Origin of the sequence: Ensifer sp. ZNC0028 (assembly GCF_000799055.1) — a bacterium.
Lineage (GTDB): Bacteria > Pseudomonadota > Alphaproteobacteria > Rhizobiales > Rhizobiaceae > Ensifer.
This window is the reverse complement of record NZ_JTLA01000147.1, coordinates 25,387-48,221: the sequence shown is the minus strand read 5'-3', so window position 1 is coordinate 48,221 and position 22,835 is coordinate 25,387. Positions and strand designations below refer to the sequence as shown.

At 62.3% G+C, this 22,835-nt stretch carries 19 protein-coding genes; 13 read left to right on the top strand and 6 right to left on the bottom strand.

The features are described from left to right. Positions 1-4: 4 nt before the first annotated feature. From L981_RS29950 to L981_RS29940, 3 genes are all read right to left on the bottom strand, one after another. Positions 5-769, bottom strand: coding sequence for an amino acid ABC transporter ATP-binding protein (locus tag L981_RS29950; RefSeq protein WP_043625308.1), 765 nt, complete (start codon positions 767-769; stop codon positions 5-7). Continuing rightward, positions 766-1,692 carry an amino acid ABC transporter permease gene (locus L981_RS29945; RefSeq protein ID WP_082006210.1) on the bottom strand — a complete coding sequence of 309 codons (927 nt, stop codon included), beginning with the start codon at positions 1,690-1,692 and terminating at the stop codon, positions 766-768. Before L981_RS29945 ends, L981_RS29950 begins: the two co-directional genes overlap by 4 nt. A gap of 129 nt (positions 1,693-1,821) precedes the next feature. Then, entirely contained in the window at positions 1,822-2,754 is a 933-nt protein-coding gene (locus L981_RS29940; RefSeq protein ID WP_052202099.1) for a LysR family transcriptional regulator, read from the bottom strand. A gap of 93 nt (positions 2,755-2,847) precedes the next feature. Here L981_RS29940 and speB point away from each other — a divergent pair, with 93 nt between their 5' ends. The 5 genes from speB (at position 2,848) to betA (ending at position 8,858) form a co-directional block, all read left to right on the top strand. Next, a complete protein-coding gene (gene speB, locus L981_RS29935; RefSeq protein WP_043625304.1) occupies positions 2,848-3,825 on the top strand; it encodes an agmatinase in 978 nt (325 codons plus the stop codon). 55 nt (positions 3,826-3,880) lie between these two features. Beyond that, positions 3,881-5,389 carry an aldehyde dehydrogenase gene (locus L981_RS29930; protein WP_043625302.1) on the top strand — a complete coding sequence of 503 codons (1,509 nt, stop codon included), beginning with the start codon at positions 3,881-3,883 and terminating at the stop codon, positions 5,387-5,389. Positions 5,390-5,520: 131 nt separating this feature from the next. After that, a complete protein-coding gene (locus tag L981_RS34800) occupies positions 5,521-5,688 on the top strand; it encodes a hypothetical protein (RefSeq protein ID WP_156134286.1) in 168 nt (55 codons plus the stop codon). Between the two features lies 1 nt (position 5,689). Beyond that, positions 5,690-7,153 carry a cytosine permease gene (locus tag L981_RS29925; RefSeq protein WP_043625300.1) on the top strand — a complete coding sequence of 488 codons (1,464 nt, stop codon included), beginning with the start codon at positions 5,690-5,692 and terminating at the stop codon, positions 7,151-7,153. Between the two features lie 16 nt (positions 7,154-7,169). Beyond that, positions 7,170-8,858, top strand: a complete 1,689-nt coding sequence (betA, locus tag L981_RS29920) for a choline dehydrogenase (protein WP_043625298.1) — start codon at positions 7,170-7,172, stop codon at positions 8,856-8,858. Positions 8,859-9,021: 163 nt separating this feature from the next. Here the strand turns inward: betA and L981_RS29915 are convergent, their stop codons facing one another. Continuing rightward, positions 9,022-10,491, bottom strand: coding sequence for a PLP-dependent aminotransferase family protein (locus tag L981_RS29915; protein ID WP_043625296.1), 1,470 nt, complete (start codon positions 10,489-10,491; stop codon positions 9,022-9,024). A 225-nt stretch (positions 10,492-10,716) separates the two neighbouring features. Here L981_RS29915 and L981_RS29910 point away from each other — a divergent pair, with 225 nt between their 5' ends. The 8 genes from L981_RS29910 to L981_RS34100 all read left to right on the top strand — a co-directional run bounded on the left by L981_RS29910 (position 10,717) and on the right by L981_RS34100 (position 19,767). Beyond that, positions 10,717-11,835, top strand: a complete 1,119-nt coding sequence (locus L981_RS29910; protein WP_043625353.1) for an ABC transporter substrate-binding protein — start codon at positions 10,717-10,719, stop codon at positions 11,833-11,835. A gap of 69 nt (positions 11,836-11,904) precedes the next feature. Continuing rightward, the gene (locus L981_RS29905; protein WP_052202098.1) at positions 11,905-12,789 is read left to right on the top strand and encodes an ABC transporter permease subunit; all 885 of its coding nucleotides are present in this window, start codon (positions 11,905-11,907) and stop codon (positions 12,787-12,789) included. Further along, positions 12,786-13,574, top strand: coding sequence for an ABC transporter permease (locus tag L981_RS29900; RefSeq protein WP_043625293.1), 789 nt, complete (start codon positions 12,786-12,788; stop codon positions 13,572-13,574). Before L981_RS29905 ends, L981_RS29900 begins: the two co-directional genes overlap by 4 nt. A gap of 2 nt (positions 13,575-13,576) precedes the next feature. Next, a complete protein-coding gene (locus L981_RS29895; protein ID WP_043625291.1) occupies positions 13,577-14,635 on the top strand; it encodes an ABC transporter ATP-binding protein in 1,059 nt (352 codons plus the stop codon). Beyond that, complete coding sequence (locus L981_RS29890) at positions 14,625-15,707, top strand: sugar phosphate isomerase/epimerase (RefSeq protein ID WP_156134285.1); 1,083 nt, start codon at positions 14,625-14,627, stop codon at positions 15,705-15,707. Before L981_RS29895 ends, L981_RS29890 begins: the two co-directional genes overlap by 11 nt. Then, positions 15,704-16,492 (top strand): inositol monophosphatase family protein, encoded by a 789-nt coding sequence (locus L981_RS29885; protein ID WP_043625284.1) that lies wholly within the window; start codon positions 15,704-15,706, stop codon positions 16,490-16,492. Before L981_RS29890 ends, L981_RS29885 begins: the two co-directional genes overlap by 4 nt. A 138-nt stretch (positions 16,493-16,630) precedes the next feature. Beyond that, a complete protein-coding gene (locus L981_RS29880) occupies positions 16,631-17,293 on the top strand; it encodes a DUF938 domain-containing protein (protein WP_043625281.1) in 663 nt (220 codons plus the stop codon). 389 nt (positions 17,294-17,682) lie between these two features. Beyond that, positions 17,683-19,767, top strand: a complete 2,085-nt coding sequence (locus L981_RS34100; protein ID WP_245281749.1) for a methyl-accepting chemotaxis protein — start codon at positions 17,683-17,685, stop codon at positions 19,765-19,767. Between the two features lie 260 nt (positions 19,768-20,027). Here the strand turns inward: L981_RS34100 and L981_RS29870 are convergent, their stop codons facing one another. Together L981_RS29870 and L981_RS29865 are read right to left on the bottom strand one after the other, a co-directional pair. After that, positions 20,028-21,197 (bottom strand): hypothetical protein, encoded by a 1,170-nt coding sequence (locus tag L981_RS29870; protein ID WP_245281748.1) that lies wholly within the window; start codon positions 21,195-21,197, stop codon positions 20,028-20,030. A gap of 678 nt (positions 21,198-21,875) precedes the next feature. Continuing rightward, positions 21,876-22,808 (bottom strand): LysR substrate-binding domain-containing protein, encoded by a 933-nt coding sequence (locus L981_RS29865; protein ID WP_082006203.1) that lies wholly within the window; start codon positions 22,806-22,808, stop codon positions 21,876-21,878. Between the last annotated feature and the right edge of the window lie 27 nt (positions 22,809-22,835).

Sequence of the window (22,835 nt, the reverse complement as noted above, 5' to 3'; positions counted from 1 at the left end):
TTGATCAGGCCAGCACGCGGCTGAGGAAACTGCGCACGCGCGGGTCGCCGGGGGCGCTCAGAACCTGCTGCGGCGCACCGTTTTCGCGGATCTCGCCGTCGATCATCACCACCACGCGGTCTGCGACCTCGCGGGCAAAGCCGATCTCGTGCGTGACGACGATCATGGTCGTGCCGCCGCGTGCCAGATTGCGCATCACTTCCAGCACCTCGCCGACGAGTTCCGGATCCAGCGCGCTGGTCGGTTCGTCGAACAGCATGACGCGCGGTTCCATCGCCAGTGCTCTTGCAATCGCGACACGCTGCTTCTGGCCGCCGGAAAGTTGCGAGGGGTAGCTGGACGCCTTGGCGGCCATGCCGACCTGCTCGAGCAGGGCCATGGCGCGGGCTTCGGCCTCGCTACGGCTGAGACCGCGCACAACCATCGGGCCCTCGATGACGTTTCCGAGCACCGTTCGATGCGCGAACAGATTGAAATGCTGGAACACCATGCCGAGCTGGCTCTGCTGGGCGCGCAACCGCTTGACCGGCAATTCCTGAAGCGCGCCGCGGTTAAGCTCATAGCCCATGATCGAACCATCGACCCAGACATAGCCGCCATTGGGTGTTTCCAGGTGGTTGATGCAGCGCAGGAACGTGCTCTTGCCGCTGCCGGATGGCCCGAGAATGCAAAGGACCTCGCCATAGGCGACGTCGAGATCCAGGCCCTTGAGGACCTCGTGGCTGCCAAAACTCTTGCGGATACCGACCGCCTTGACTGCGAGGCTCATGCTTCCCCCCTTGCGGCCGGCCGGCGCGCCCAGGCCCAGAACCCGCGGCGATCGTTGGTGGCGGTTGCGGCATCGCGGCCGAAGTGACGTTCGAGATAATATTGGCCGATGGAAAGGACGGTGGTCCCGGCCAGGTACCAGACAGCGCAGACGAACAGGAGCTCGATCACGGCGCCGTTGATGAAGTAGATGCGTTGGGCGGCGTTCAGCATTTCGCCCATGGCGATCGTGGCGGCCAGCGACGAGAATTTCAGCATGCCGATGGCGCTGTTGCCGAGCACCGGCAGGATCAGGCGCACCGTCTGGGGCAGGATGATGCGTCGCATGGTCTGGCCCGGCGTCATGCCGAGCGTGTGGGCCGCTTCCTTCTGGCCGCGGTCGACGGAGCCGATACCACCGCGCACCACCTCGGTGAGATAGGAACCTTCATTGACGCCGAGCCCGAGGACAGCTGCCACGAATGGCGTGACGATGTCGACCATGCGCTCGTCGACGAGGCCCGGAATATAGAGGCGAGGGAAGACCAGCGCGATGTTGAACCAGATAAGCAGCTGCAGGAGTACCGGCGTGCCGCGAAACACCCAGACATAGAGCCACGCGGCAAAACGCAGGATCGGATTCTCCGAGACCCGCATGATGCCGAAGGCAAAGCCAAGGGCGACGCCGAGTACCAAAGCACAGGCCGAAATCAGCAACGTCCAGCCAAAGCCAGTGACGATGACGCCGGCAGTCAGAAACTGTCCGACCACGGTCCACTGGATCTGCCCGACCGCGAAGGCCCGGCCGATGACGGCGAGCAGCAGCAGAACAAGGCCCCCGCTGATCCAGCGGCCGGGGTGCCGCAGGCGACGTACGGTCACATCCGGGCCGGGCAGATCGGTCAGCTGCAGGGCTGCGGGTGAAGAGTGAGGCAAATGAGGCATGAAATCCACTTGTAGGGTTAGGCCTACAACTTACTATGGGCGGTTTCATCCGGTGTCAAGCCGCTTTGTCAGCGCTTGCTCACAGAAGGGTGCGACGCCGACCTCTCCGCAAACACGGGGATCCGGACATCAGCGTGGCTTGCGCCGGCTTTCCGTGATGGCTTGCGCCAGCGTCTCGGCGGCACGGGAAGGCTTGTTGCGCGGATAGGCGATATGGAAAATATCCTCGAAGGTCAGGCGCTTAGGAGCGAGGACCCGCAAGCGGCCGGTGCGGACCCATTCGTCGGCATAGTGATCCGGCAGGAAGCCGATGTAGGCGCCGGACAGGAGGAGCAGGAGCGTGCCCTCCATGTGGGGCGTTGCGGCGGCCCATTTGAAGTTCACGCCGCAGATCGTTTCGTTGACCATATAAGTCCGGCCGGCGAAGGATTGGGATTCGAGTTCGTCGTCGGTCAACTCCGCGTCCGGCCGGGCAAAGAGCGGATGGCCGACGGCGCAGTAGAGTTTCTGCACCTCGGAAAAGATCGCCTGGCTGCGGAAATGCGCAGCGACGTTGCCGACAGACGGCATCAGGACGATCTGATAGGAACCGTTCAACAGGCCCTGGTGCAGCACTTGCGGCGCGGCGACGTCGATTTCCAGATGCACGCGCGGCGCCTTGGCATGGAAGGCCGCAAGCGCGCCCTGGAGGTCGAGGTCGCGATTGGTGATCATCGCATCGACGGTACCGAAGCTCAGGCTGCCGGTCAGTTCCCCTTGCGCCTCGCCGATGCGGCTTTGAAACTTTTCCAGCGAGCCGAACAGTTCGAGCGTGGCGTCATAGACGAGCCGTCCTTCGTCGGTGAGTTCGAAGCCGCTGCGCCCGCGACTGCAGAGACGAAGACCCAGCCGTTCCTCGAGATGGCGCATATGGGTGGAGATCGTCGCCTGCGTCATCCCGAGAGCGGATTGCGCGGCGGAGAAGCCGCCATGCTGGACGACGGAGGCGAAGACGCGCAACAGCCTGAGCTCGGCATCGGCAAGCGACAGATTGAGGACGCGGTGTCGAACCTTGTTGATCATTCATTGATAAATGCACAAGTGAACATGTAATCATAGATACTTTTAAATGTTTCGGCCTTTGGCACACTCCTTCTCACCTTTGGAGGAGGGGACATGACCAGCAATTCCTATGAAACCGGGCGCCTGAACCTGCCGTTTGTCGGCATCTGCACCTTCGGCAAGTATCCTTACCAACCGGACTGGGATGCAATCGACGCCGACGTGGCAATCCTCGGCGCCCCCTTCGACTGCGGCACCCAGTGGCGCGCCGGCACCCGCTTCGGGCCGCGCTCGATCCGCGAAGCCTCCACCCTCTTTTCCTTCGGCCATGGCGGCGCCTATGACCACGAGGACGACGTCACCTATCTGCCGAGCGGCGAGGTCTCCATCGTCGACATCGGCGATGCCGACATCGTCCACACCGACACGATGAAGAGCCATGCGAACATCGAGTTCGGCGTGCGCAAGATCCTTCAGGCCGGCGCATTGCCGGTCGTGCTGGGCGGCGACCATTCGATCAACATCCCCTGCGTCAACGCCTTTGCCGAGGATTGCGAAAAGAACGGCCCGATCCATATCGTGCAGATCGACGCCCATCTCGATTTCGTCGACGAGCGCCATGGCGTGCGCTACGGCCACGGTAACCCGATGCGGCGCGCAGCGGAAAAGCCCTATGTCAGCGGCCTGTCGCAGCTCGGCATCCGCAATGTCTCCTCCACGGCCAAGGAAGGCTATGAGGATGCGCGCAAGATGGGCTCCGACATTCTGTCGGTGCGCCAGATCCGGGCGCTGGGCACAGAAGGCGTGGTCGAGCGCGTGCCGGCCGGTGCCCGCTACTATGTCACCATCGACATCGACGGCTTCGATCCGTCGATCGCGCCGGGCACCGGAACGCCGTCGCATGGAGGCTTCATCTACTACGAGGTGCTCGAGATCCTGGCAGCGCTCGCCAAGCGCGGGACCATCGTCGGCATCGATCTGGTCGAGGTCGCCCCCGACTACGACCACACCGGCGGCACCTCCATTCTGGCCGCGCAGGTTCTCATGAACCTCATCGGCCGCGTCATCCAGGCAAGAGCCGAAAATCGCTGATCGAAGACCCGGTGAGGGCCGGCACGCCCACGGCTGCCGACGAGGAGGAAAAGACATGGACGAAAATGTCCGCAATTATCTGGATCACTATGGCGTCAGTGATGCGACGCGGCGTTTTTTAGCCAAGCCGCAGAAGATGTTCATCGGCGGCGCCTGGGTCGACAGCGGCAATGGGGCGACCTTCGATATTTTCGAGCCTTCGACCGCCGGCCTGATCACCCGCGCACCGTCCGGCACCACCGACGATCTCGACCGGGCCGTGCGCGCCGCCCGCGCCCAGTTCGATGGCGGCGCGTGGCGCCTGTTGAAGCCGCTCGAGCGCGAACGGCTGCTGCATCGCCTTGCCGACCTTATCGAAACCCATGCCGACGAACTGGCGGAGATCGAAGCCATCGACATGGGCAAGTCGGTGACTTTTGCCAGGGAGATCGACATTCAGGGCACGGTCGATACCTTCCGCTACTTCGCCGGCTGGCCGACGAAGCTGCATGGCCGCACCGTCGAGCCGTCCATTCCCGGCAACTACCTCGCCTATACGCGCAAAGAGCCGCTCGGCGTCGTCGCCGCGATCGTTCCGTGGAATTTTCCGCTGCAGACCATGGCGTGGAAGCTCGCGGCCGCTCTTGCTGTCGGCTGCACCGTCATCGTCAAACCGGCCGAGCTGACCTCGCTGTCCACGCTGCGCTTTGCCGAACTGGTGCAGGAGGCCGGCATTCCAGATGGCGTGGTCAATATCGTCACCGGTCGTGGTAGCGTCATCGGTGCGGCGATGTCGACCCATCCGGGCATCGACAAGGTTACTTTCACCGGCTCGACCCCGGTCGGTCAGGAGGTCGGCCGCGCGGCCGTTGGCAACCTCAAGCACGTCACGCTGGAACTCGGCGGAAAATCGCCGGTTTTGGTGCTCGACGATGCTGATTTGGCAAGTGCCGCCCGTGCGGTGGCGAACGGCGTGTTCTTCAACTCCGGCCAGGTTTGCGATGCGGGCACCCGCGTCTATGTCCAGAAGTCCGTTCATGACGCTTTCCTAGAAGAACTGGTCGCCGTCACCCGCACGCTGACGCTTGCGCCCGGTCTCGACCGAGATTGCTACATCGGCCCGATGGTCTCGGCGCAGCAGAAGAAGGTCGTGACCGAGTATATCGAAGCCGGCCGTCGCGAAGGCGCCGAGTTGATCTACGGCGGAGGCAGTCCGGACCGGCCGGGCAATTTCGTCGAACCGGCGATCTTTGCCCATTGCAGGCCGGAGATGACCATCGTGCGCGAAGAGATCTTCGGGCCGGTGCTGGTCACGAGCCCCTTCGAGACGCTCGAGGATGCGGTTTCACTGGCGAACGACACGCCGTTCGGCCTGGCGGCCGCAATCTACTCCAACGACCTCTCGCGCGTGCACACCCTCATCCCGCGCCTGCATGCGGGCTCCGTCTACGTCAACGCGCACAGCACGATCGATCCGTCCATGCCCTTCGGCGGTTTCAAGGCTTCGGGCTTCGGCAAGGACCTCGGCCCCGAACAGCTCGACTACCTGATGGAGACAAAGGCCGTGTGGATCACGCTGCCTTAAGCACGGGCGGTTCCGGAAAATTCTCCGGGTCGCCGCCCATGGGCGGCCCGGTTCACGACACCGGCGGCTGATGGAACCGCATTTGTTCGCGGAAAGACGCCAAGAGGCGCGACGCGACAGGGGAACGACCAATGGAAAACGATGGTGCCTGGCAGAACGAACTGGGACGCCGCGCCCGCATCTATGAAGACATCGAGGCGGGTCACCGCTTCGAGGGCACGATGAGCAAGCTCGACTATGCCGGCATGACCGTGCTGACGCTCGTGCTGGTCCTCGGCTTCTGGTTCTGGGGGGCGTGAGATGACCGATCACGTTGCCGGCGGTGGGCTTGCCGCCGCAGAAATCCAACGCCAGGAAGCGTCCGAAAATCGTGCCGCGGCCGAACGCGGCGACGCGCCGCTTCTACCTTCGGAACGGCTCTGGGGCTTCTGGGAATTCACCTACGCCAATTCCGCGCTTGCGATTGCCACCTGGGCGTTCCTGATCGGCGGTTCCGTCGGTCTTTTCGTCGGGCCGAAGGAGGGCATTGCCGCCATCATCATCGGCAATATCGTCGGGGTCATGCTGACGGCGCTGGCTACCACGCCACTTTCCGGCCGCTATGGCATCGAGCAGTTCGTCGCGCTGCGTAGCCAGTTCGGCTACAACGGCAGCCGCATCGTTTATGTCCTGGCGGTGGTTGTGCTGACCATGGGATGGCTCGCGGTGCTGGCTATGATGTTCGGCCGCTCCATCGACGGGTTGACAGCGCTCAGTTCCGGCGACGCCGCCAATCCCACAGGCGTCAAGATGATCGTCGCCGCCGTGGGCGCCATCCTCGTCACCTGGTTCATCGTCGCCAAGGGGCCGACCTCGATCAAGTTCTTCAACATGGTCGTCTCGCCGGCGCTGGTGATCCTGATGATCGTGATGCTCTACCTCATCCTTCAGCATCGTTCCTTCGGCGAACTGCTGGTGATGCCGGCGCTGTCGCCCCCCTTCGAGGACAACACGCTCAATTTCATGATCGCCGTCGAGGTGAACCTCGCCGCCGGATTCTCGTGGTGGCCCTATATCGGCAACCTCGCTCGCTTAACGAAGAACGAGCGCACAGCGTTCTGGCCGAACATCCTGGGCATCTTCGGTGCCGCAGCCCTCGGCGAAATCGTTGGTCTTCTCGCCGCCGTTGCGCTGGGAGACAGCGACCCGACGATCTGGATGACCAAGATCGCAGGCCCGATCATCGGCATCATCGCTCTGCTGTTCGTGGCCTTTGCCAACATGACTTCGATGGCAAACATCCTCTACACGTCCATCGTCGGCCTTCGCCAGGTGGGAACCGCCACCATTCGAGCCATCTCCTGGGGCGCGATCCTCTTTCTCTTCTGCGTCATCCCGCTCGGCCTGGTGGTGTTCTATCCGCAGATGTACGACGGCTTCTTCATTTTCCTCGTGTGGACCTCGGCCCTCAATTCCGCGCTCGCCGGTATCGGCATCGCCGACTACTTCTTCCTACGCGGGCAGAAGCTTGACATGCGCAGCCTGCATGGACCGCAGGAGAAGGGTCCCTATCGCTACTGGGGCGGCTTCAATCCCATCGGCCTTTTTGCCCTGGCGGTCGGCTTCGGCGTCTATGTGCTCGTGTTCAATCCGCAGACGCTCGAAAGCCTGCCGGCCTTCAAGTACCTCACCGCCTCCGTGCCATCCTGCCTTGCCGCCGGCGCGGTCCACTATGTCCTGACCCGGCTTTTCGCCCGCGGGCGCGGTTGGGGCCTCTATCCGTAATATCGGGATTTAAGCCATGAGCGAGACCTACGACTACATCATCATCGGCGCCGGATCGGCCGGCTGTGTGCTTGCCAACCGCCTTTCGGAAGATCCCGAAGTCAAGGTGCTGGTGCTCGAATATGGCGGCAGCGACAAGTCGATCTTCATCCAGATGCCGACGGCGCTGTCCATTCCGATGAACGGCACCAAGTACAACTGGAAATACATGACCCTGCCGGAACCCGGCCTCGACGGCCGGCAGGTTCATTGCCCACGCGGAAAGGTTCTGGGCGGTTCCTCCTCGATCAACGGACTGGTCTACATGCGCGGCCATGCCCGGGATTTCGACGAGTGGGAGGAACTGGGCGCGCGTGGCTGGCGCTATGCCAATTGCCTGCCCTATTTCCAGCGCGCCGAGAGCTGGCAGGACGGGGGTGATGCCTATCGCGGCGCGTCCGGCCCGCTTGCGACCAATGCCGGCAACAAGATGAAGAACCCGCTTTACCGGGCCTTCGTCGATGCCGGGCGTGAGGCGGGCTACATCACCACGGAGGATCCGAACGGCCATATGCAGGAGGGTTTCGGCCCCATGCACATGACCGTCAAGGACGGCGTGCGCTGGTCGACGGCCAACGCCTATCTGAAACCGGCGATGAGCCGGCCCAACCTCACCGTCATCACCCATGCAATGACGCGGCGCGTGCTGTTGGAGGGCAAGCGCGCGGTTGGCGTCGAGTACGAACAGGGCGGCGGGAAGCGGGTCGTGGTGAAGGCGAGCCGCGAGGTGCTGATTTCCTCCGGCCCGATCGGGTCGCCGCACCTGCTGCAACGCTCCGGCATCGGCCCGGCGGCTGTGCTGCAAAAGGCGGGTGTCGAGGTGCTGCACGACCTGCCGGGCGTCGGCGAGAACCTGCAGGACCACTCCGAGGTCTATATCCAGTACGCCTGCAAGGAGCCGATCACCCTCAATGGCAAGATGGGCCTTCTGAGCAAAGCCCTGATCGGTGCGCAATGGCTGCTTTTCAAGAAGGGCCTTTCGGTCTCCAACCATTTCGAGAGTGGCGGCTTCATTCGCTCCGACGCCTCCCTCCAGTGGCCGGACATCCAGTTCCACTTCCTCCCGGCGGCGATGCGCTACGACGGCAAGAAGCCGCTCGACGGGCATGGTTTCATGGTTCTGACGGGACCGAACAAGCCGAAGAGCCGTGGCTACGTTCGGCTCCGCTCGCCCGAAGCCCACGAGCAGCCGGACATTCTGTTCAACTACCTCGATCGCGAGGAGGACCGCGAAGGGTTCCGCCGCTGCCTGCGGCTGACGCGCGAGATCCTCGCCCAGCCGGCCTTTGATCGTTTCCGTGGCGAAGAAATCGCCCCGGGGACGAATGTTCGCACGGATGACGAGATCGACGCCTGGGTGCGCGAAACCATGGAGAGCACCTACCATCCCTGTGGCTCCTGCCGCATGGGCGAGGATGAGATGGCCGTCGTCGATAGCGAACTCAAAGTGCGCGGCATCGCCGGTCTGCGGGTCATCGACAGCTCCGTCTTTCCGGCAGAGCCGAACGCCAACCTCAACGCCCCGACGATCATGCTCGCCGAGCGTGGCTCGGACCTGGTGCGCGGCAGGCCACTGCTTGCCGCCTCCAACGCGCAGGTCGGCACGGCGCCCGGCGTCGGCGTCACACAGCGCAGCGGCAGGGCGCTGCGTGCCCTCCGGCAGTAGGCGGCCCCGCGATGTTGCGCGGCATCGGCTACGTGGTCGCCCGGCGGGATCCCGATGACCCGAAGGAGCCGCGCAATTGCGCGCTTTTGATCGAGGCGGTCTTGCGCGGCATACTCGCCCGCCTTGCGGGAGGCGGACGACTTTTGCCGCGTCGTCGCCGGCCTCAGGGCCGGGACAGCGCCTCGGCGAAGCGGCCGAGATAGGACCGCATGCGCTCGGCCGGCACGCCGGCATAGCCGAGGATAAGCGCTGCTGGCCTTTGGGTCGCAATGGCATAGTCGGAGAGCGGGTAGCACTGCAGGCCTGCCTCCAGCACATCGCGCTGGACGGCGCGGTCGTCACGCCCGTTCGCAAGCCAGGTCAGCGCGTTGAGGCCGCTTTCGGAACAGTCGATCCGGGCGAGCCCCGCAAGGGCTGTCTCTCCCGCCTCGATAAAGGCGCTGCGCCGCTCGCCATAAAGGCCGCGCATCCGCCGCAGGTGGCTGGCGAAATGCCCGCCACCGATAAATTCAGCAAGGGCAAGCTGCGTTTCGACCGGCACGCTGCGGTGGATCAGGGCCGAAAGCGTGCGGAACGTCTCGACGAGTTGCAGCGGCAGCACGAGATAGCCGACACGGATGCCGGGATAGAGGGCCTTGCTGAAGCTGCCTGCATAGATCACCCGCCCATGGCTGTCGATCGAGCGTATCGAGGGCAACGGCGCACCGTCGTAGCGAAACTCGCTGTCATAGTCGTCCTCGATGATCCAGCTGTCGTTGGCGCGTGCCCATTCGAGAAGGGCAAGCCGGCGCGGCAGGGAGAGCGTGACGCCGAGCGGGTGATGGCGCGACGGCATGACGAAGGCGAGCCGCGCACCGGGATGGCGTGTAATCGCGCCGGCGACGTCCATTCCGTCGGCATCGACATCGGCGAGGCAGAGATTGAGGCCGAGCGTGCGGAACAGGTTGGAGGTGGTGACCGGGCCTGGATCTTCGAACCAGACACCGTCGCCCGGATCGGCCAGCGCCAATGCGGCAAGCGTGAAGGCGGCATGTCCGCCCGGTGTGATGACGATCTGTTCGGGATCGCAGGGGTCTCGCCGGTGCAAGGCGAGGTATTCTGCGATCCGCTGACGCAGAACAAGCTCCCCTGCGACATCGCCATAGCCCATGCCGGCCCTGCCGCCGCGGGCGGCCGCATTCCAGCATTTGCGCCAGATGGCGAACGGAAACTGGTCAAACGCCGGCTGGTTCGGCAGGAAAGGCTTGGGGGCCACGCGGCCGATTTCCGCCGAAACCCCGCGCGTCAGGGCGCCGATCCGTGACAGCCTGGGCGATGCATCGCCATCTGCCTGCGGCGATCGCGCTGGTTTCGGCCGAAGCGGCAGGGCGGCCGAAACGAAGGTGCCCGCTCCCTGCCGGGCTTCCAGATAGCCCTCCGCTTTCAGGTTTTCCAGCACCCGCACGAGCGTCTGGCGCGACAGGCCCAGCTCTTGGGCAAGGATGCGGCTTGCCGGCAAGCGCGTGCCGGCGCGCAAGTGTCCCTGCAGGATCGCGATGCGCAGCTGGTCCTGCACCTGTCGGAATTTCGGCAAGGCGACGCCCGCGTCCAGGCGAAGGAAGGGCAGGATGGCCCCCTCGAGCTGCTTGGCCATGGCCAACCTCCAAAATTGGTACAGTCGATTGCATGATAATGGACGTTTGATTGTTGTCCAATTGTTACATGCTCCGCCTACACGAAACGCACCGATGCCGCCCCGAAGGATGCAGACAGAGTGCGGGGGAACCGGAATGCAGCGAACCCGATCGCGGCCAACTGCCGACTAACGACTGCAAGCCAACGCTCAATGGCCGTCACCGACGGCAAACAGGAGGACTTCATGAAGACGCGCCTATCTCATGCCGCCCGCTCGGCTTTCGTTTCCACGCTCACCATCGCTGCCGCGCTGCCGGGCGTGGCGCGCGCGGAAGCGCCGCAGGCCCTCGTCGATGCCGCCACGAAGGAAGGGATGCTCACCGTCATTGCCCTTCCGCATGACTGGTGCAATTACGGCGAAGTGATTGAGAGCTTCAAGGCGAAGTACCCTGGGATCACCGTCAACGAGCTTAATCCGGATGCCGGTACGGCCGACGAACTGGAGGCCATCCGTTCCAACAAGGGCAATACGGGTTCGCAGGCGCCTGACGTCGTCGATCTTGGCCTTGCCTTTGCGCCCGCGGCCAAGAAGGAAGGCCTGCTGCAGCCCTACAAGGTGGCGACCTGGGGCGAGATCCCGGACAATATCAAGGATGCGGACGGCTACTGGTATGGCGACTACTACGGTGTCATGGCCTTCGGCATCAACAAGGACCTGATCCAGACCCCGCCGGCCGACTGGTCCGACCTGAGCAAGGCGGAATACGCCGGTTCCGTTGCGCTCACGGGCGATCCGCGCTCATCGGCCCAGGCGATCCTGGCGCTGATGTCGGCGGGCATTTCGCGCGGTGCCGAGCCGGGAGCCCAATCCGGCGCCAAGGGCCTGGAACTCTTCGCGGAACTGAACAAGGCCGGCAATTTCGTGCCGGTGCTCGGCAAGGCCGGCACGATCGCGCAGGGCCAGACCCCGATCATCGCCGCCTGGGACTACAACCTGCTCGCCTGGCGCGATGCGCTCAACGGTAACCCGCCGATGGATGTCATCGTGCCGGCGACCGGCGTCGTTGCCGGCGTCTATGTCCAGGCGATTTCCGCCTATGCCCCACACCCGAACGCCGCAAAGCTCTGGATGGAATATCTCTATTCCGACGAGGGCCAGACCGGCTGGCTGAAGGGCTACTGCCATCCCGCGCGCTTCAACGCGATGCTGAAGGCCGGAAAGTTCCCGCAGGACCTGCTCGACAAGCTGCCGCCGGCTGAAGCCTACGAAAAGGCGATCTTCCCGACCGTCGAAGCGCTGGATGCCAACAAGGGCGCCATTGTCGAAGGTTGGGACAAGGTGGTCGGCGCCAACGTGAAGTAAGCCCATCCGTCCGCAGGCCTCTAGCCTCGCGCGAGGCCTGCGGACACAACGCACCCAGGAAACAATCCGATGACGACAAGCGCCGCTCTGCTGCCGGCGGCCTTGCGGCCGCGGCAGTTCCTCAACTGGCTTGGGGTCGCACCATTCTTCCTCTTTGCCACGCTGTTCCTGATCTTGCCGACACTCAATATCGTCATCGGCGCCTTCCGCAATCCGCAGGGGCAAGTGACGCTGGACAATCTGGGCAAGCTCCTGTCGCCGTCCATCCGGTCCGCCTTCTGGATCTCGATCGAGCTCAGCCTGCAGACGGCGGCGCTCGGTTGTTTCTTTGGCTTCCTTATCGCCGCCGCAATCACGCTTGGCGACCTGCCGCGCTGGCTTCGCAACGGCATCCTCACCTTTTCGGGCGTCGCCTCGAATTTCGCCGGCGTCCCACTCGCCTTCGCCTTTATCGCCACCCTCGGCCGGCTCGGCTTCGTCACGATGCTGCTGCGCAACTGGTTTGGCATCAATCTCTATGGTTCCGGCTTCAGCATCGTCTCCTTTCTGGGACTGGCACTGACCTACCTCTATTTCCAGATCCCGCTGATGGTGCTGATCATCACGCCTGCGCTGGAGGGCCTGCGCCGCGAATGGCGGGAGGCGGCCGAAAGTCTCGGCGCCAGCGGGACGCAATATTGGCGAATGGTGGCGCTGCCGGTCCTGTGGCCCTCGCTGCTCGGCACGCTTGCGCTGCTCTTTGCCAACGCCTTTGGAGCGGTTGCCACCGCGATCGCGCTCACCGGCTCCTCGCTCTCCATCGCGCCGATCGTGCTGTTCGCGCAGATCCGTGGCGACGTGCTCAACGATCCGCATCTCGGCTATGCCATCGCCTTCGGCATGATCCTTCTGACCGCGATCGCCAACGGCATCTATATCCTGTTGCGCATGCGCGCCGAACGGTGGGTCAAATGACGGCAAAACGCGTCTGGTCCTGGTCTGCCGTCGCGCTCGGCGGCCTCTATTTCCTGCTCCCGCTCGCCGGCATGGTCGACTTCTCGATGCGCATGAAGCGGGGCGAATACAGCTTCGAGGCCTACCGGATCGTGCTCGCCGACCCGCAGTTCCAGCAGACCTTCGGCTATTCGGTGATGCTCGCCCTGTTGACCATCGTGCTCGGCATCCTGCTTGTCGTGCCGACGGCCTATTTCGTGCGGCTCAGGCTTCCCGGACTGCGCCCGATCATCGAATTCATTACGCTTCTGCCGCTGGTCATTCCGCCCATCGTCATCGTCTTTGGTTACATCCGCATCTACAACACCTCCTCGGTCCTGCCGCTGACGGGGACCTGGTGGGGAACCAATCTCCTTTTGTTGTTCGGCTATGCGACACTGGCACTGCCCTACATGTATCGCTCCGTGGATACGGGCCTGCGCACCATCGATATCGCCAGCCTCACCGAGGCAGCGCAGTCGCTCGGTGCTGGCTGGGCGCGGATCCTTGCCGTCGTCATCCTGCCGAATGTCTTCGTCTCGGTGCTGTCGGGCGCGTTCCTGACGCTTGCGATCGTTATTGGCGAATACGTCTTCGCCGCCCTGTTGAACGTCAATTCCTTCGGCCCCTACATGGTCTGGATGGGTGGCAACCGGGCCTATGAGCCCTCGGCGCTTGCCGTCGTCGCCTTCGCCATCACCTGGGCCTGCATGGGGCTGATCCAGATCGTCACCCGCTTTTCCAGATTTTCCACCGTGAGACGCTGACCATGGCCTTTCTCGATATTCACCGCCTGCAAAAATCCTTCGGCGCACATCACGTCGTGAAAGACTTCACCCTCGGCATCGAAAAAGGCGAATTCGTCTCGTTTCTCGGCCCCTCCGGTTGCGGCAAGACGACGGTACTGCGAATGGTGGCCGGCTTCGAGACGCCGACATCGGGCGCGATCCGCATCGGCGGCTGCGACGTGACTGGTCTTCCCGCCAATCGGCGCAAGATCGGCATGGTCTTCCAGGCCTATGCGCTTTTCCCCAACCTGACGGTGGCGGAAAACATCGGCTTCGGCCTCAAGGTGGCTGGTGAAGGCAAGGCTGCGATCGCCGGGCGCGTTGGGGAAATGCTGGAGCTGATCGGCCTGACGCAGCTTGGCAGCCGCTACCCCTTCCAGCTCTCCGGCGGTCAGCAGCAGCGCGTGGCGCTCGCCCGGGCGCTTGCGCCGCGCCCTGAAGTCTTGCTGCTCGACGAACCGCTTTCGGCGCTTGATGCAAAGATCCGCGTCAGCCTGCGCGAGGAGATCCGCCGCATCCAGCAGGAACTCGGCATCACCACCATCTTTGTCACCCATGACCAGGAAGAGGCACTGTCGATATCGGATCGCATCGTGGTCATGCATCAAGGCGTTGCCGACCAGGTCGGCACGCCCTTCGAAATCTACAATCGCCCGGCGACGCGTTTCGTCGCGGAATTCGTCGGCACGCTCAATCTCGTCGATGCCGACGTGGTCGAGGCGATGACCGGCCGGGTGCAGGTGGGGGAGGTTGACGTTGCGCTGAACCGCCCCTTGGTCGCCGGCGCCGGCGAGCGCATCAGCCTGGCGTTGCGACCGGAAACGGTGGCACTCGGGCGGACCGAAGGGCGCGATGTCGTTCTTTCGGGTCACATCGCCGAGGTGCATTTCCTCGGCTCGGTGATCCGCATCCGCGTCGCGGTCGGCGGACAGATGCTGTCCCTCGACACGTTCAACCAGCCCGACCGGCCGCCGCCGGCCGTCGGCGCAGCCGTCGAGGTCAGTATCGCGCATCGCGACCTTCTCGTGCTTGCCGCCTGATGGCCAGCACATCCGTAATCTTCAACGAGGAGCCGGCATCGTGACGGACATGCGATGGGGGCATGGATCGCCCCCCGACTGGCGGAAAAGAGTAGCGGCGTGCTCTTCGGTGAAGCGCGGCCAGCTCGTCGCGCGGGCGCGCTCCGCACCGCTGTTTGCCCATGCCTATGCCTTTCATCTCAACATGCGTTTCGGGGGTATGGCACCGCTCGACCTTGCCGAGTTCGCTGCGGCGCAGGGTCTGTCCGGCCTCAAGCTGCATGTCGACGATGGGGAAAAGGCCAGCCTTGGCCGGATGGGCGACAATGCGCTTGCCGCATTCTCCACGCAAGTGAAGGTGCTGGGGCTCGAACTTCATGTCGAAACCAGCACCACCGAGGAAGCCGGCCTTTCCGACGCTGTGCGCATCGCGCTTGCCGCAGGAGCGACCTCCCTGCGCTGCTATCCGCGCTACGAGGGCCGGGTGTCACAGATCATCGCGTGGACGATCGCCGATCTCAGGCGCCTCGCCGATTTCGACCCGCAGGGTCGGTTGCGTTACACGCTGGAACAGCACGAAGACCTGAAATCCGAGGAGCTCGTCCGTATCATCGAGGCCGTCGACAATCCGCGCCTCAGCCTGCTGTTCGATTTCGGCAACATGATCAACGCCTGTGAATTGCCCATGCCGGCCCTTGCGGCCCAGGCTCCGCATATCACCGAAGCGCATGTCAAGGATTGCCTGGTGCAGCCGGATCGCGGCGGTTGGGCTCATCTCGCCTGCCTGTCCGGTGAAGGGCAGCTGCCGCTCGAGGCGATGTTGGTGGAACTGCTGCTGCTCGGCGATGACCGGCCGCAGGTCGTCTCCTTCGGGCTCGAGGAGGAGGAGGGCTATTTCGCGCCCGCCCTGCGGTTTCCGGGGGAGGCGGCCGATCCTTTCATCGCCGCCCGCTCCGCGAGTTTCACCGATTTGGGAGGCGGCGATCTCGCTGCGCGCCTGCGGCAGGAGGCCGAGGCCGCGCATCAGCAGGTCCAAACCATCAGGGCGATGCTCGAGAAGATCGCCACCGAAGCCGAAAGTGTAAACCGATGACCGAAGCAGATGCCTGTCCTCCAGCCCTTCTCGCCCTTGCCCATGCCATGGCGGATGCCGCCGCTGAAGCGATCCGTCCCTGGTTCCGCAAGCGCATTCCTATTGACGCGAAGGCCGACGCCAGCCCGGTGACCGTCGCCGACCGTGATGCCGAAACGGTCATGCGCCGGATGATCGAGTGTGCGTTTCCAGAGCACGGCATCCGGGGTGAGGAGTTCGGCGCATGCCGCACAGATGCCGAGTGGGTCTGGGTGCTCGACCCTATCGACGGGACGAAGTCTTTCCTCTCAGGTTCGCTCGCCTTCGGCACGCAGATCGCGTTGCTTCATCACGGCAGACCCGTTCTCGGCCTCATCAACCAGCCGGTCACTGACGAGCGCTGGCTCGGCAGGGACAGCATAGCCACGCTCAACGAAGAGCCAATCCGCACCAGCGAGAGAACCCGGCTGGATGAGACCATCCTCTACACCTCTGCCCTCGAACAGTTCGACGACGCTCATCGAAGCCGCTTCGCTTCGCTCGCGGCAAACGTCCGCTTCACGCGTTTCTCGCACGATTGCTACGCCGCCGGCCTCCTTGCCCTCGGGAGCATTGATCTCCTGCTCGAAAGCAACGTGTTCGATTATGATATCCTTCCGCAACTCCCCATTATCGAAGCCGCTGGGGGGATCGTCACTGACTGGGATGGGCGTCGGCTTGTCGATGCATCGCGCTACCACGCCGTTCTCATGGCCGCGAATGAGGAACTTCATCGGGCAGCGTTGGAAGTGCTGCGTCGAGATTGAATGCCAAGTCGTTAAGCTCGCAATCTGTCGTTCACCGCTTGCGGCAGCGGCCGGGCGGCCATAGCAATCATCTGGATGCTGAAGCGCTGGCCCCGGCGCCGTCCGAAAAGCACAGCGCCCAAAGGAGATGTAAGACCTATGCCCACAAAGAAGGAGGATCGCTCGTCTGTTGCGCTGGAAAAGCGCAGCGCAACTGCTGACAAGCGCATGTTCTCGCCTTCCGTTGCGCGAAATTCGGCGCCCATCCTCGCGGTCCTGAAACGCGTCCTTCCGGCACATGGGGCCATACTGGAGATCGGTTGCGGGACCGGCGAGCACGCCGTGTGTTTTGCGGGGGCAATGCCGAACCTCACCTGGCAGCCGAGTGATCCGGACGCCGACGCACGCGCGAGCACGTCCAGCTGGATCAAATTCGCAGGGCAGGAGAATGTGCTGCCACCGCTGGATATTGATGTGTGCTCAGGACAATGGGGCGTCGAGCAAGCGGGGCATTTTGACGCCATCGTGTCGATCAATATGATCCATATCGCGCCATGGGCGGCAAGCTTGGGATTGTTTGCAGGGGCTGGCCGTTTGCTTCGTGCGGGTGGGCTTCTTGTTCTCTACGGTCCCTACATGCGCGATGGCGCACACAACGCCCCTTCGAACGCTACCTTCGACGCCGCTCTAAGGGAGCGAAACCCATCCTGGGGTGTGCGTGATATCGTTGAGCTTGAGCAAGCGGCTGAGGCCGCTGGACTAAATCTCCGCGAGACGATCGAGATGCCTGCCAACAATATGTTGCTGGTCTTCGCCAGGTAGTGGTTGAACAGCAATCGTCTCAGGTTCCGGTCGTTTCACCGTTGGCGATCCTTGTTGGATTAGCATCGTGAACTGGTTGAACGGCCGAGGCTTTGGTCTTTCCGCAGCAGGACCGCGCAGTCTCCAGCTTCTCGCTCAGAAATTGTAGCGACTCATCTCAACCATTAGAAGGTATAATTTTCGATATCAGGCGCTATAGCAGCGATATGCGCGACCAACCAGAAAGAGATAAACCACAAATTATTATAAAAAATTCTGCAACCTAAAAGGGAATATTCAGAGTTTCTTGAAATTACGTTGTATCCTCAACATCGATTATCGGTTCAATAACCAATTTATTCTAGGGGATACTTGTTTCGGGCAATGCAGTCCGGTCTACCTGCTTTCATGTGAGGTATGGCCTCTGGCGAAGAAATGAATTCGGCGCGCCAGCAGCGATATCCGCATCAGGAATCGTCGTCATGAGAATTAAGAGCCAATTCATCGTTCTGGCATCGGTCACCGGTATGACCATGGCTGGCCTCGTCGCCAGCCTTTGGGGCTACGCGGGTGCCGCAGCCGATGTTACGCGTGCATACGACCAGAAATATCGTTCCTACATGTTGGCTGACAACTTCCGGCAATCGTCGGATGATCTGACCCGGCTTGTGCGTACCTACGCGGAGACCGGGGACCCTTCCTTCAAGGACCAATACAATGCGGTCGTTGAAATCCGCAATGGAACGCGGCCTCGGCCTGAAGACTATCACCGCATCTATTGGGATTTCGTCGCCGGCGGGGACGCAAAGCCGCGTCCTGACGGGGCGGCCGTGTCCATGCAGGACCTGATGAAGCAGGCCGGTTTCACCAAGGAGGAATTCGCCCTTCTCGACGAGGCGGGAAAGCGCTCCGATGCGCTGATCAAGCTTGAAACCGAGGCGATGGAGCTCGTTGACAGCGCCGCCACACTTGGGCCCGAAGCCAAGGGCAAAGCGACGAAAATGCTCAACTCGCCGGACTACCACCGGTTCAAGGCTGAGATCATGAAGCCGGTGGATGCTTTCTACGTGAAATTGGAGCATCGCACGCAAGCCGCGGTCGACGAAGCCAATGTCGAGGCATCGTTCTACTGGACCCTTATCACCATCGCCATGTCCGCTTTGGCGCTCATGCTTGTCATCGTCGGATTTGTCACCTTCAAACGCATTATCGGAGGCATGTACAGGCTTGGGACTTCGATGGGCCTCGTTGCCGAGGGGCAGCTGGACGCCCAGATCGAACTTGCGCGCAATTCCGATGAAATCGGTGACATGGGCAAGGCGCTTGAAGTCTTCCGCCAGGGCGCCATCACGAACCGGCGGCTCGAACAGGACGCCGCAGAAAGCCGCAAACGCGCCGAGTTCGAGCGCATTGCCATGCAGGAAAAGGCTGAAGCCGATGCCACCGAACGATTGCGCGTCGCAACGTCGGGCCTGGCAGCTGGCCTGAAGAGGCTGGCATCCGGCGATCTGGCCTTCCAGCTCAATAATGCCTTCGCGCAGGATTTCGAAGCGCTTCGCCACGATTTCAATCAGTCAGTCTCCCAACTTGGCACGACCCTTGTGCAGATTTCAGGATCGATTTCGACCCTTGATACCGGCACGCGCGAGATCGCCGTCGGAACGGACGATCTTTCAAAGCGAACGGAGCAGCAGGCAGCCTCACTTGAGGAGACCGCCGCGGCGCTTGACGAGATTACCGTCAACGTCGCCAATTCCTCCAAACGAACCGAGGAGGCCAAGGCGGTGGCAAGCCGCGCCAACCATTCGGCCGCTGAATCCGCCCAGGTCGTATCCCACGCCGAAGAGGCCATGCGAAAGATCGAGGAAAGTTCGCAGCAGATTTCCAACATTATCGGCGTTATCGACGAGATTGCGTTTCAGACGAACCTTCTTGCCCTCAACGCTGGGGTAGAGGCGGCTCGGGCGGGCGAAGCCGGCAAGGGCTTTGCGGTTGTTGCCCAGGAAGTTCGAGAGCTGGCGCAGCGTTCGGCGCAGGCAGCCAAGGAAATCAAAGGTCTCATTCACAACTCCTCCGCAGAGGTGGAGAACGGTGTGAAGCTCGTCCGGGACGCAGGCTCCGCGTTGAAGACGATCAGTGGCTTTATTGTCGAAATCAACGTCCATATGGAATCGATCGCCACGTCGGCTAAAGAGCAGTCCGTCGGGCTTGCCGAAGTCAACACCGCCGTCAACGCGATGGATCAGACGACTCAGCAGAATGCGGCAATGGTGGAGCAGTCCAATGCGGCATCCAACACGCTTGCCAATGAGGCCGTACGCCTAAGGGAGCTTGTCAGCCAATTCAAGCTTCAGGGCATAGCGGAGACGTCTCTCGCGAACGCTCGCACCCCCATAAGGACCGACAGCACTCAGCCGCTCCGGTCGACACGTAGGACGGCAGCTTACCACGGGAGCGCAGCACTCGATGTCAGCAGCGATTGGCAGGAATTCTGAACCGCCAGGGGCGACTAGCAAATTGGCCAAGCGAGTTGGTCCAGATTTGCTGGTGCTTTGACCGCGCCCGCTCCGCGGTTTCAAGGGGTGACGTTGACTATCAGGCGTAATGGTCAACGTCATTCAGTCTGAACTCTGCTCGACGCCAAGCTCGTGCGCGGCGTCGAGCAGAGGGTTGCCTGGCCCAAGACGTGGAAATCTCGCGCATCGGCACAGCGTTCATTCCTCACTTGCCCCCTCAGGGGGCTTCCGATCGGCGACTAGTCGCCAGCCTGAGCGGCCCTCACCGTCATCTCATCCCAAAGTGATGATGCTGTCCGTGCGAACGCGTTGTAACCAGCTTCAAACGGATGGCCGTCTCGTTCAGGATAAAGGCGCTGCCCGGCAAGGATCGCATCCTGCAGGGCATCGGCGGTTGCGGCCAGCGCGCTGTGATACGGCAAACCGAGCTCCTCTGCGGTCTGGCGAATCTTGTCCTCAAGGGCAACTTGGCGTTCAACGCTGAGTACAAACTCCGGCGCGGCTGACGCCAGCCGGTCATGGCGACGCAGCCATTCGAAAATCACGCGCTCTTTTGACGGAATGAGCAGAATGCCGACCCGCCCCGGCCGCTGCTGTGCCCAATCGGCCGCAAATCGCTGGAAGTCGCCAAACATTGCTGCGGTTTCGGGCGACGCCAGATCCGCCATCCGGCCGTGGTCGTCGACATAGCGCTTCAGGACCGAAGGGCACCCGTCCGGAAATGTATAGTATTCGGATGTTTCCCCATCGCCTGGCTTGAACAGTCTGGCGTAACGATTCTTCAGTCGTTCCGCTATCTCATGGTGATAGGCACTCAGGATCGCGACATTCTCGACAAGCTTCGTCTTGATGCTCTCGGATTGCTCCTCGGCGCACATCGAATAGCCTCGCGCGTCACCAAACAGGGCCTGCAGATGAAGCCGCTTCTGCTCTGAGAGCCAGAAGTCGGAACGAGCCTTCATGATATCACAGGCGGAAAAGACGACCGCGAAGTCGTTGGCAGGGAAAACGGCGACAATGTTGCCTTTCGCTCCCGCGGCCAAAGCATCGTGCACGATGGCGTGATAAGTGTAGATACCGTAGCTTCCAACACCGAAGTTGTACGTGCGCTCGCCCGTCATTGCCGCAAAAGCCGCTGGCCAGGAATGCGCGCTGTCAACGTTGTTGCCATAGGTCATCGAATCGCCGATCGCCGCGACCTGGAAGTCATCGCCTACTCCAGGAGGATCCCGAAAGCCCTCCTTGTCGACGTCGCCCAGTGCCGGATCGAGGCGATAGCCATATTTCTCGTCGATGCTCTTGTGTGTCCGTGTGCCGATCGGAAACGGCGTAAACATGCGCAGCATTGCTTCCCCGACACCGAGCGCCACGGTGAGCGAGATCAACAACAGCATCATATTTTTCAGCATGTCCCCTCCCACTCGTACGCAATGCGAGATCAACCCGGTGCCGGTCGCACCCGCCCCCCATAAGCCTGCCGCGCGGCGGTCCGAGCGATCCCGTTGCGTTCTGCCTCGGCTTCCCGCGAATGTTGGAGACGAGACGAAAGTCGGCCGGAAGTATCTTCCACCGGCAGCTGCGCAAGGAATGCGAACTATGTCGCGCCCAAAACAAGCACCCGTATATTCGAAATTAGTAATATAAAACTATCATGCGTTTGGCCGTGCCGCCATTAGCCCGGATGGAGGATGAACCAAGCGAGCCGTCTACGGCGAGACAAGAACAAGGCTCGGGCTCGCGCTCACCTCACCTGAGCGGCCGACGGGATCCAGAGTGAACGCGACTGCGGCGAAGCCAGGGCTTCTCACGTCCGGGGCGGGCGAGGTGCGAAGAGCCTTGGCTGGCCCCGGTGCACGGACGACATCATCGACATCGCCCGGTCGCTGACGTGGCCGGGCAGATGAGGTGACGGGGCATTTTACGCTGAGGGGCAGCGCGGTCTCTGATCGCCGCCACTCCGCCGCACGCGTCTTTGAAATGCACGAATTGCATCGCTCAATGATGTTGTGTTCGACTGTCCGTCGAGTAGAGAGATGACAATCTGGGGATCACCCTTAAACTTTGCAGACCTTGGGCCGCACGGCTCCCTACGCCGATAGGGTCATCTCGTTCTTCAACCAGCCGACAAACGCTTCGATCGCTGAACGTTTTTTCGAGAGCGGGTCGAAGGCTGCCCAGTACGCTGCTTTCTGTGAGCTCAAGGTTGCTGAGAAAGGCCTGATGAGCCGCCCGGCCCGAACATGCTCACGAACAAGGAGGCCGCGTCCCATGGCGACGCCCTGACCATCAAGAGCAGCTTGCAATACGATGTTGTAGTCAGTCAGGCGGGTCTGCTTGGCCTTCTCAAGCGGAAATCCGGCTGCCTGCGACCAAAGCTGCCACTCGAGGCCGCTCTTGGCCTGCAATATCTCGTGGTTGAGAAGGTCGAAGGGGGATTGAAACCGGGATCCGTCTCCATAAAGAGCCGGGCTCAGCACCGGAGACAAATCTTCGTTTGCCAGGTGCAGGCAGGACTGTTTGCTCGCGCCAAAATCGCCGAATCGGATCGCGATATCGGCTTCTCCGCGCCCGACATCGACAATTCGCAGCGTCGGATCCAATTCGAGTTCGATCGCTGGATGGCTCTTGAGGAAACCGCCAAGTCTGTTGACCAGCCAGTTCGCGGCGAAAGAGGGGAGCAGGCTCACACGCAAGCTGGTCTGCCCGGAACGCGAGCGCACCTTCGCGGTGCCCTCCGATAGCACAGCGAAAGCCTCGTCAACGGTGGCAAGAAACATCGTGCCTGCCTCGGTCAGCTCTATGCTTTTGCTCATCCGACGAAAGAGCGGAGTGCCCAGGGCACTCTCGAGCTGCTTGATGTGGTGGCTCACCGCGCTTTGGGTAATGAGCAGTTCCTCGCCGGCCAATCGGAAGCTCCCTCGTTTTGCGACAACCTGAAAGACCCTGGCCGCGGAAAGAGGTGGGAGGGACGGGGAACTTCGCAACGTGCCGATGCCTCGCGGATGATTGACGGCTGACATTAACAAATTCGATCGCAGGGCGCAAAG

What these genes read in the sequence shown, in the direction of transcription:
- L981_RS29950 (WP_043625308.1), bottom strand. Translation starts at nt 769, where the DNA reads ATGAGCCTCGCAGTCAAGGCGGTCGGTATCCGCAAGAGTTTTGGCAGC.
- L981_RS29945 (WP_082006210.1), bottom strand. Translation starts at nt 1,692, where the DNA reads ATGCCTCATTTGCCTCACTCTTCACCCGCAGCCCTGCAGCTGACCGAT.
- L981_RS29940 (WP_052202099.1), bottom strand. Translation starts at nt 2,754, where the DNA reads ATGATCAACAAGGTTCGACACCGCGTCCTCAATCTGTCGCTTGCCGAT.
- speB (WP_043625304.1), top strand. Translation starts at nt 2,848, where the DNA reads ATGACCAGCAATTCCTATGAAACCGGGCGCCTGAACCTGCCGTTTGTC.
- L981_RS29930 (WP_043625302.1), top strand. Translation starts at nt 3,881, where the DNA reads ATGGACGAAAATGTCCGCAATTATCTGGATCACTATGGCGTCAGTGAT.
- L981_RS34800 (WP_156134286.1), top strand. Translation starts at nt 5,521, where the DNA reads ATGGAAAACGATGGTGCCTGGCAGAACGAACTGGGACGCCGCGCCCGC.
- L981_RS29925 (WP_043625300.1), top strand. Translation starts at nt 5,690, where the DNA reads ATGACCGATCACGTTGCCGGCGGTGGGCTTGCCGCCGCAGAAATCCAA.
- betA (WP_043625298.1), top strand. Translation starts at nt 7,170, where the DNA reads ATGAGCGAGACCTACGACTACATCATCATCGGCGCCGGATCGGCCGGC.
- L981_RS29915 (WP_043625296.1), bottom strand. Translation starts at nt 10,491, where the DNA reads ATGGCCAAGCAGCTCGAGGGGGCCATCCTGCCCTTCCTTCGCCTGGAC.
- L981_RS29910 (WP_043625353.1), top strand. Translation starts at nt 10,717, where the DNA reads ATGAAGACGCGCCTATCTCATGCCGCCCGCTCGGCTTTCGTTTCCACG.
- L981_RS29905 (WP_052202098.1), top strand. Translation starts at nt 11,905, where the DNA reads ATGACGACAAGCGCCGCTCTGCTGCCGGCGGCCTTGCGGCCGCGGCAG.
- L981_RS29900 (WP_043625293.1), top strand. Translation starts at nt 12,786, where the DNA reads ATGACGGCAAAACGCGTCTGGTCCTGGTCTGCCGTCGCGCTCGGCGGC.
- L981_RS29895 (WP_043625291.1), top strand. Translation starts at nt 13,577, where the DNA reads ATGGCCTTTCTCGATATTCACCGCCTGCAAAAATCCTTCGGCGCACAT.
- L981_RS29885 (WP_043625284.1), top strand. Translation starts at nt 15,704, where the DNA reads ATGACCGAAGCAGATGCCTGTCCTCCAGCCCTTCTCGCCCTTGCCCAT.
- L981_RS29880 (WP_043625281.1), top strand. Translation starts at nt 16,631, where the DNA reads ATGCCCACAAAGAAGGAGGATCGCTCGTCTGTTGCGCTGGAAAAGCGC.
- L981_RS29870 (WP_245281748.1), bottom strand. Translation starts at nt 21,197, where the DNA reads ATGCTGAAAAATATGATGCTGTTGTTGATCTCGCTCACCGTGGCGCTC.
- L981_RS29865 (WP_082006203.1), bottom strand. Translation starts at nt 22,808, where the DNA reads ATGTCAGCCGTCAATCATCCGCGAGGCATCGGCACGTTGCGAAGTTCC.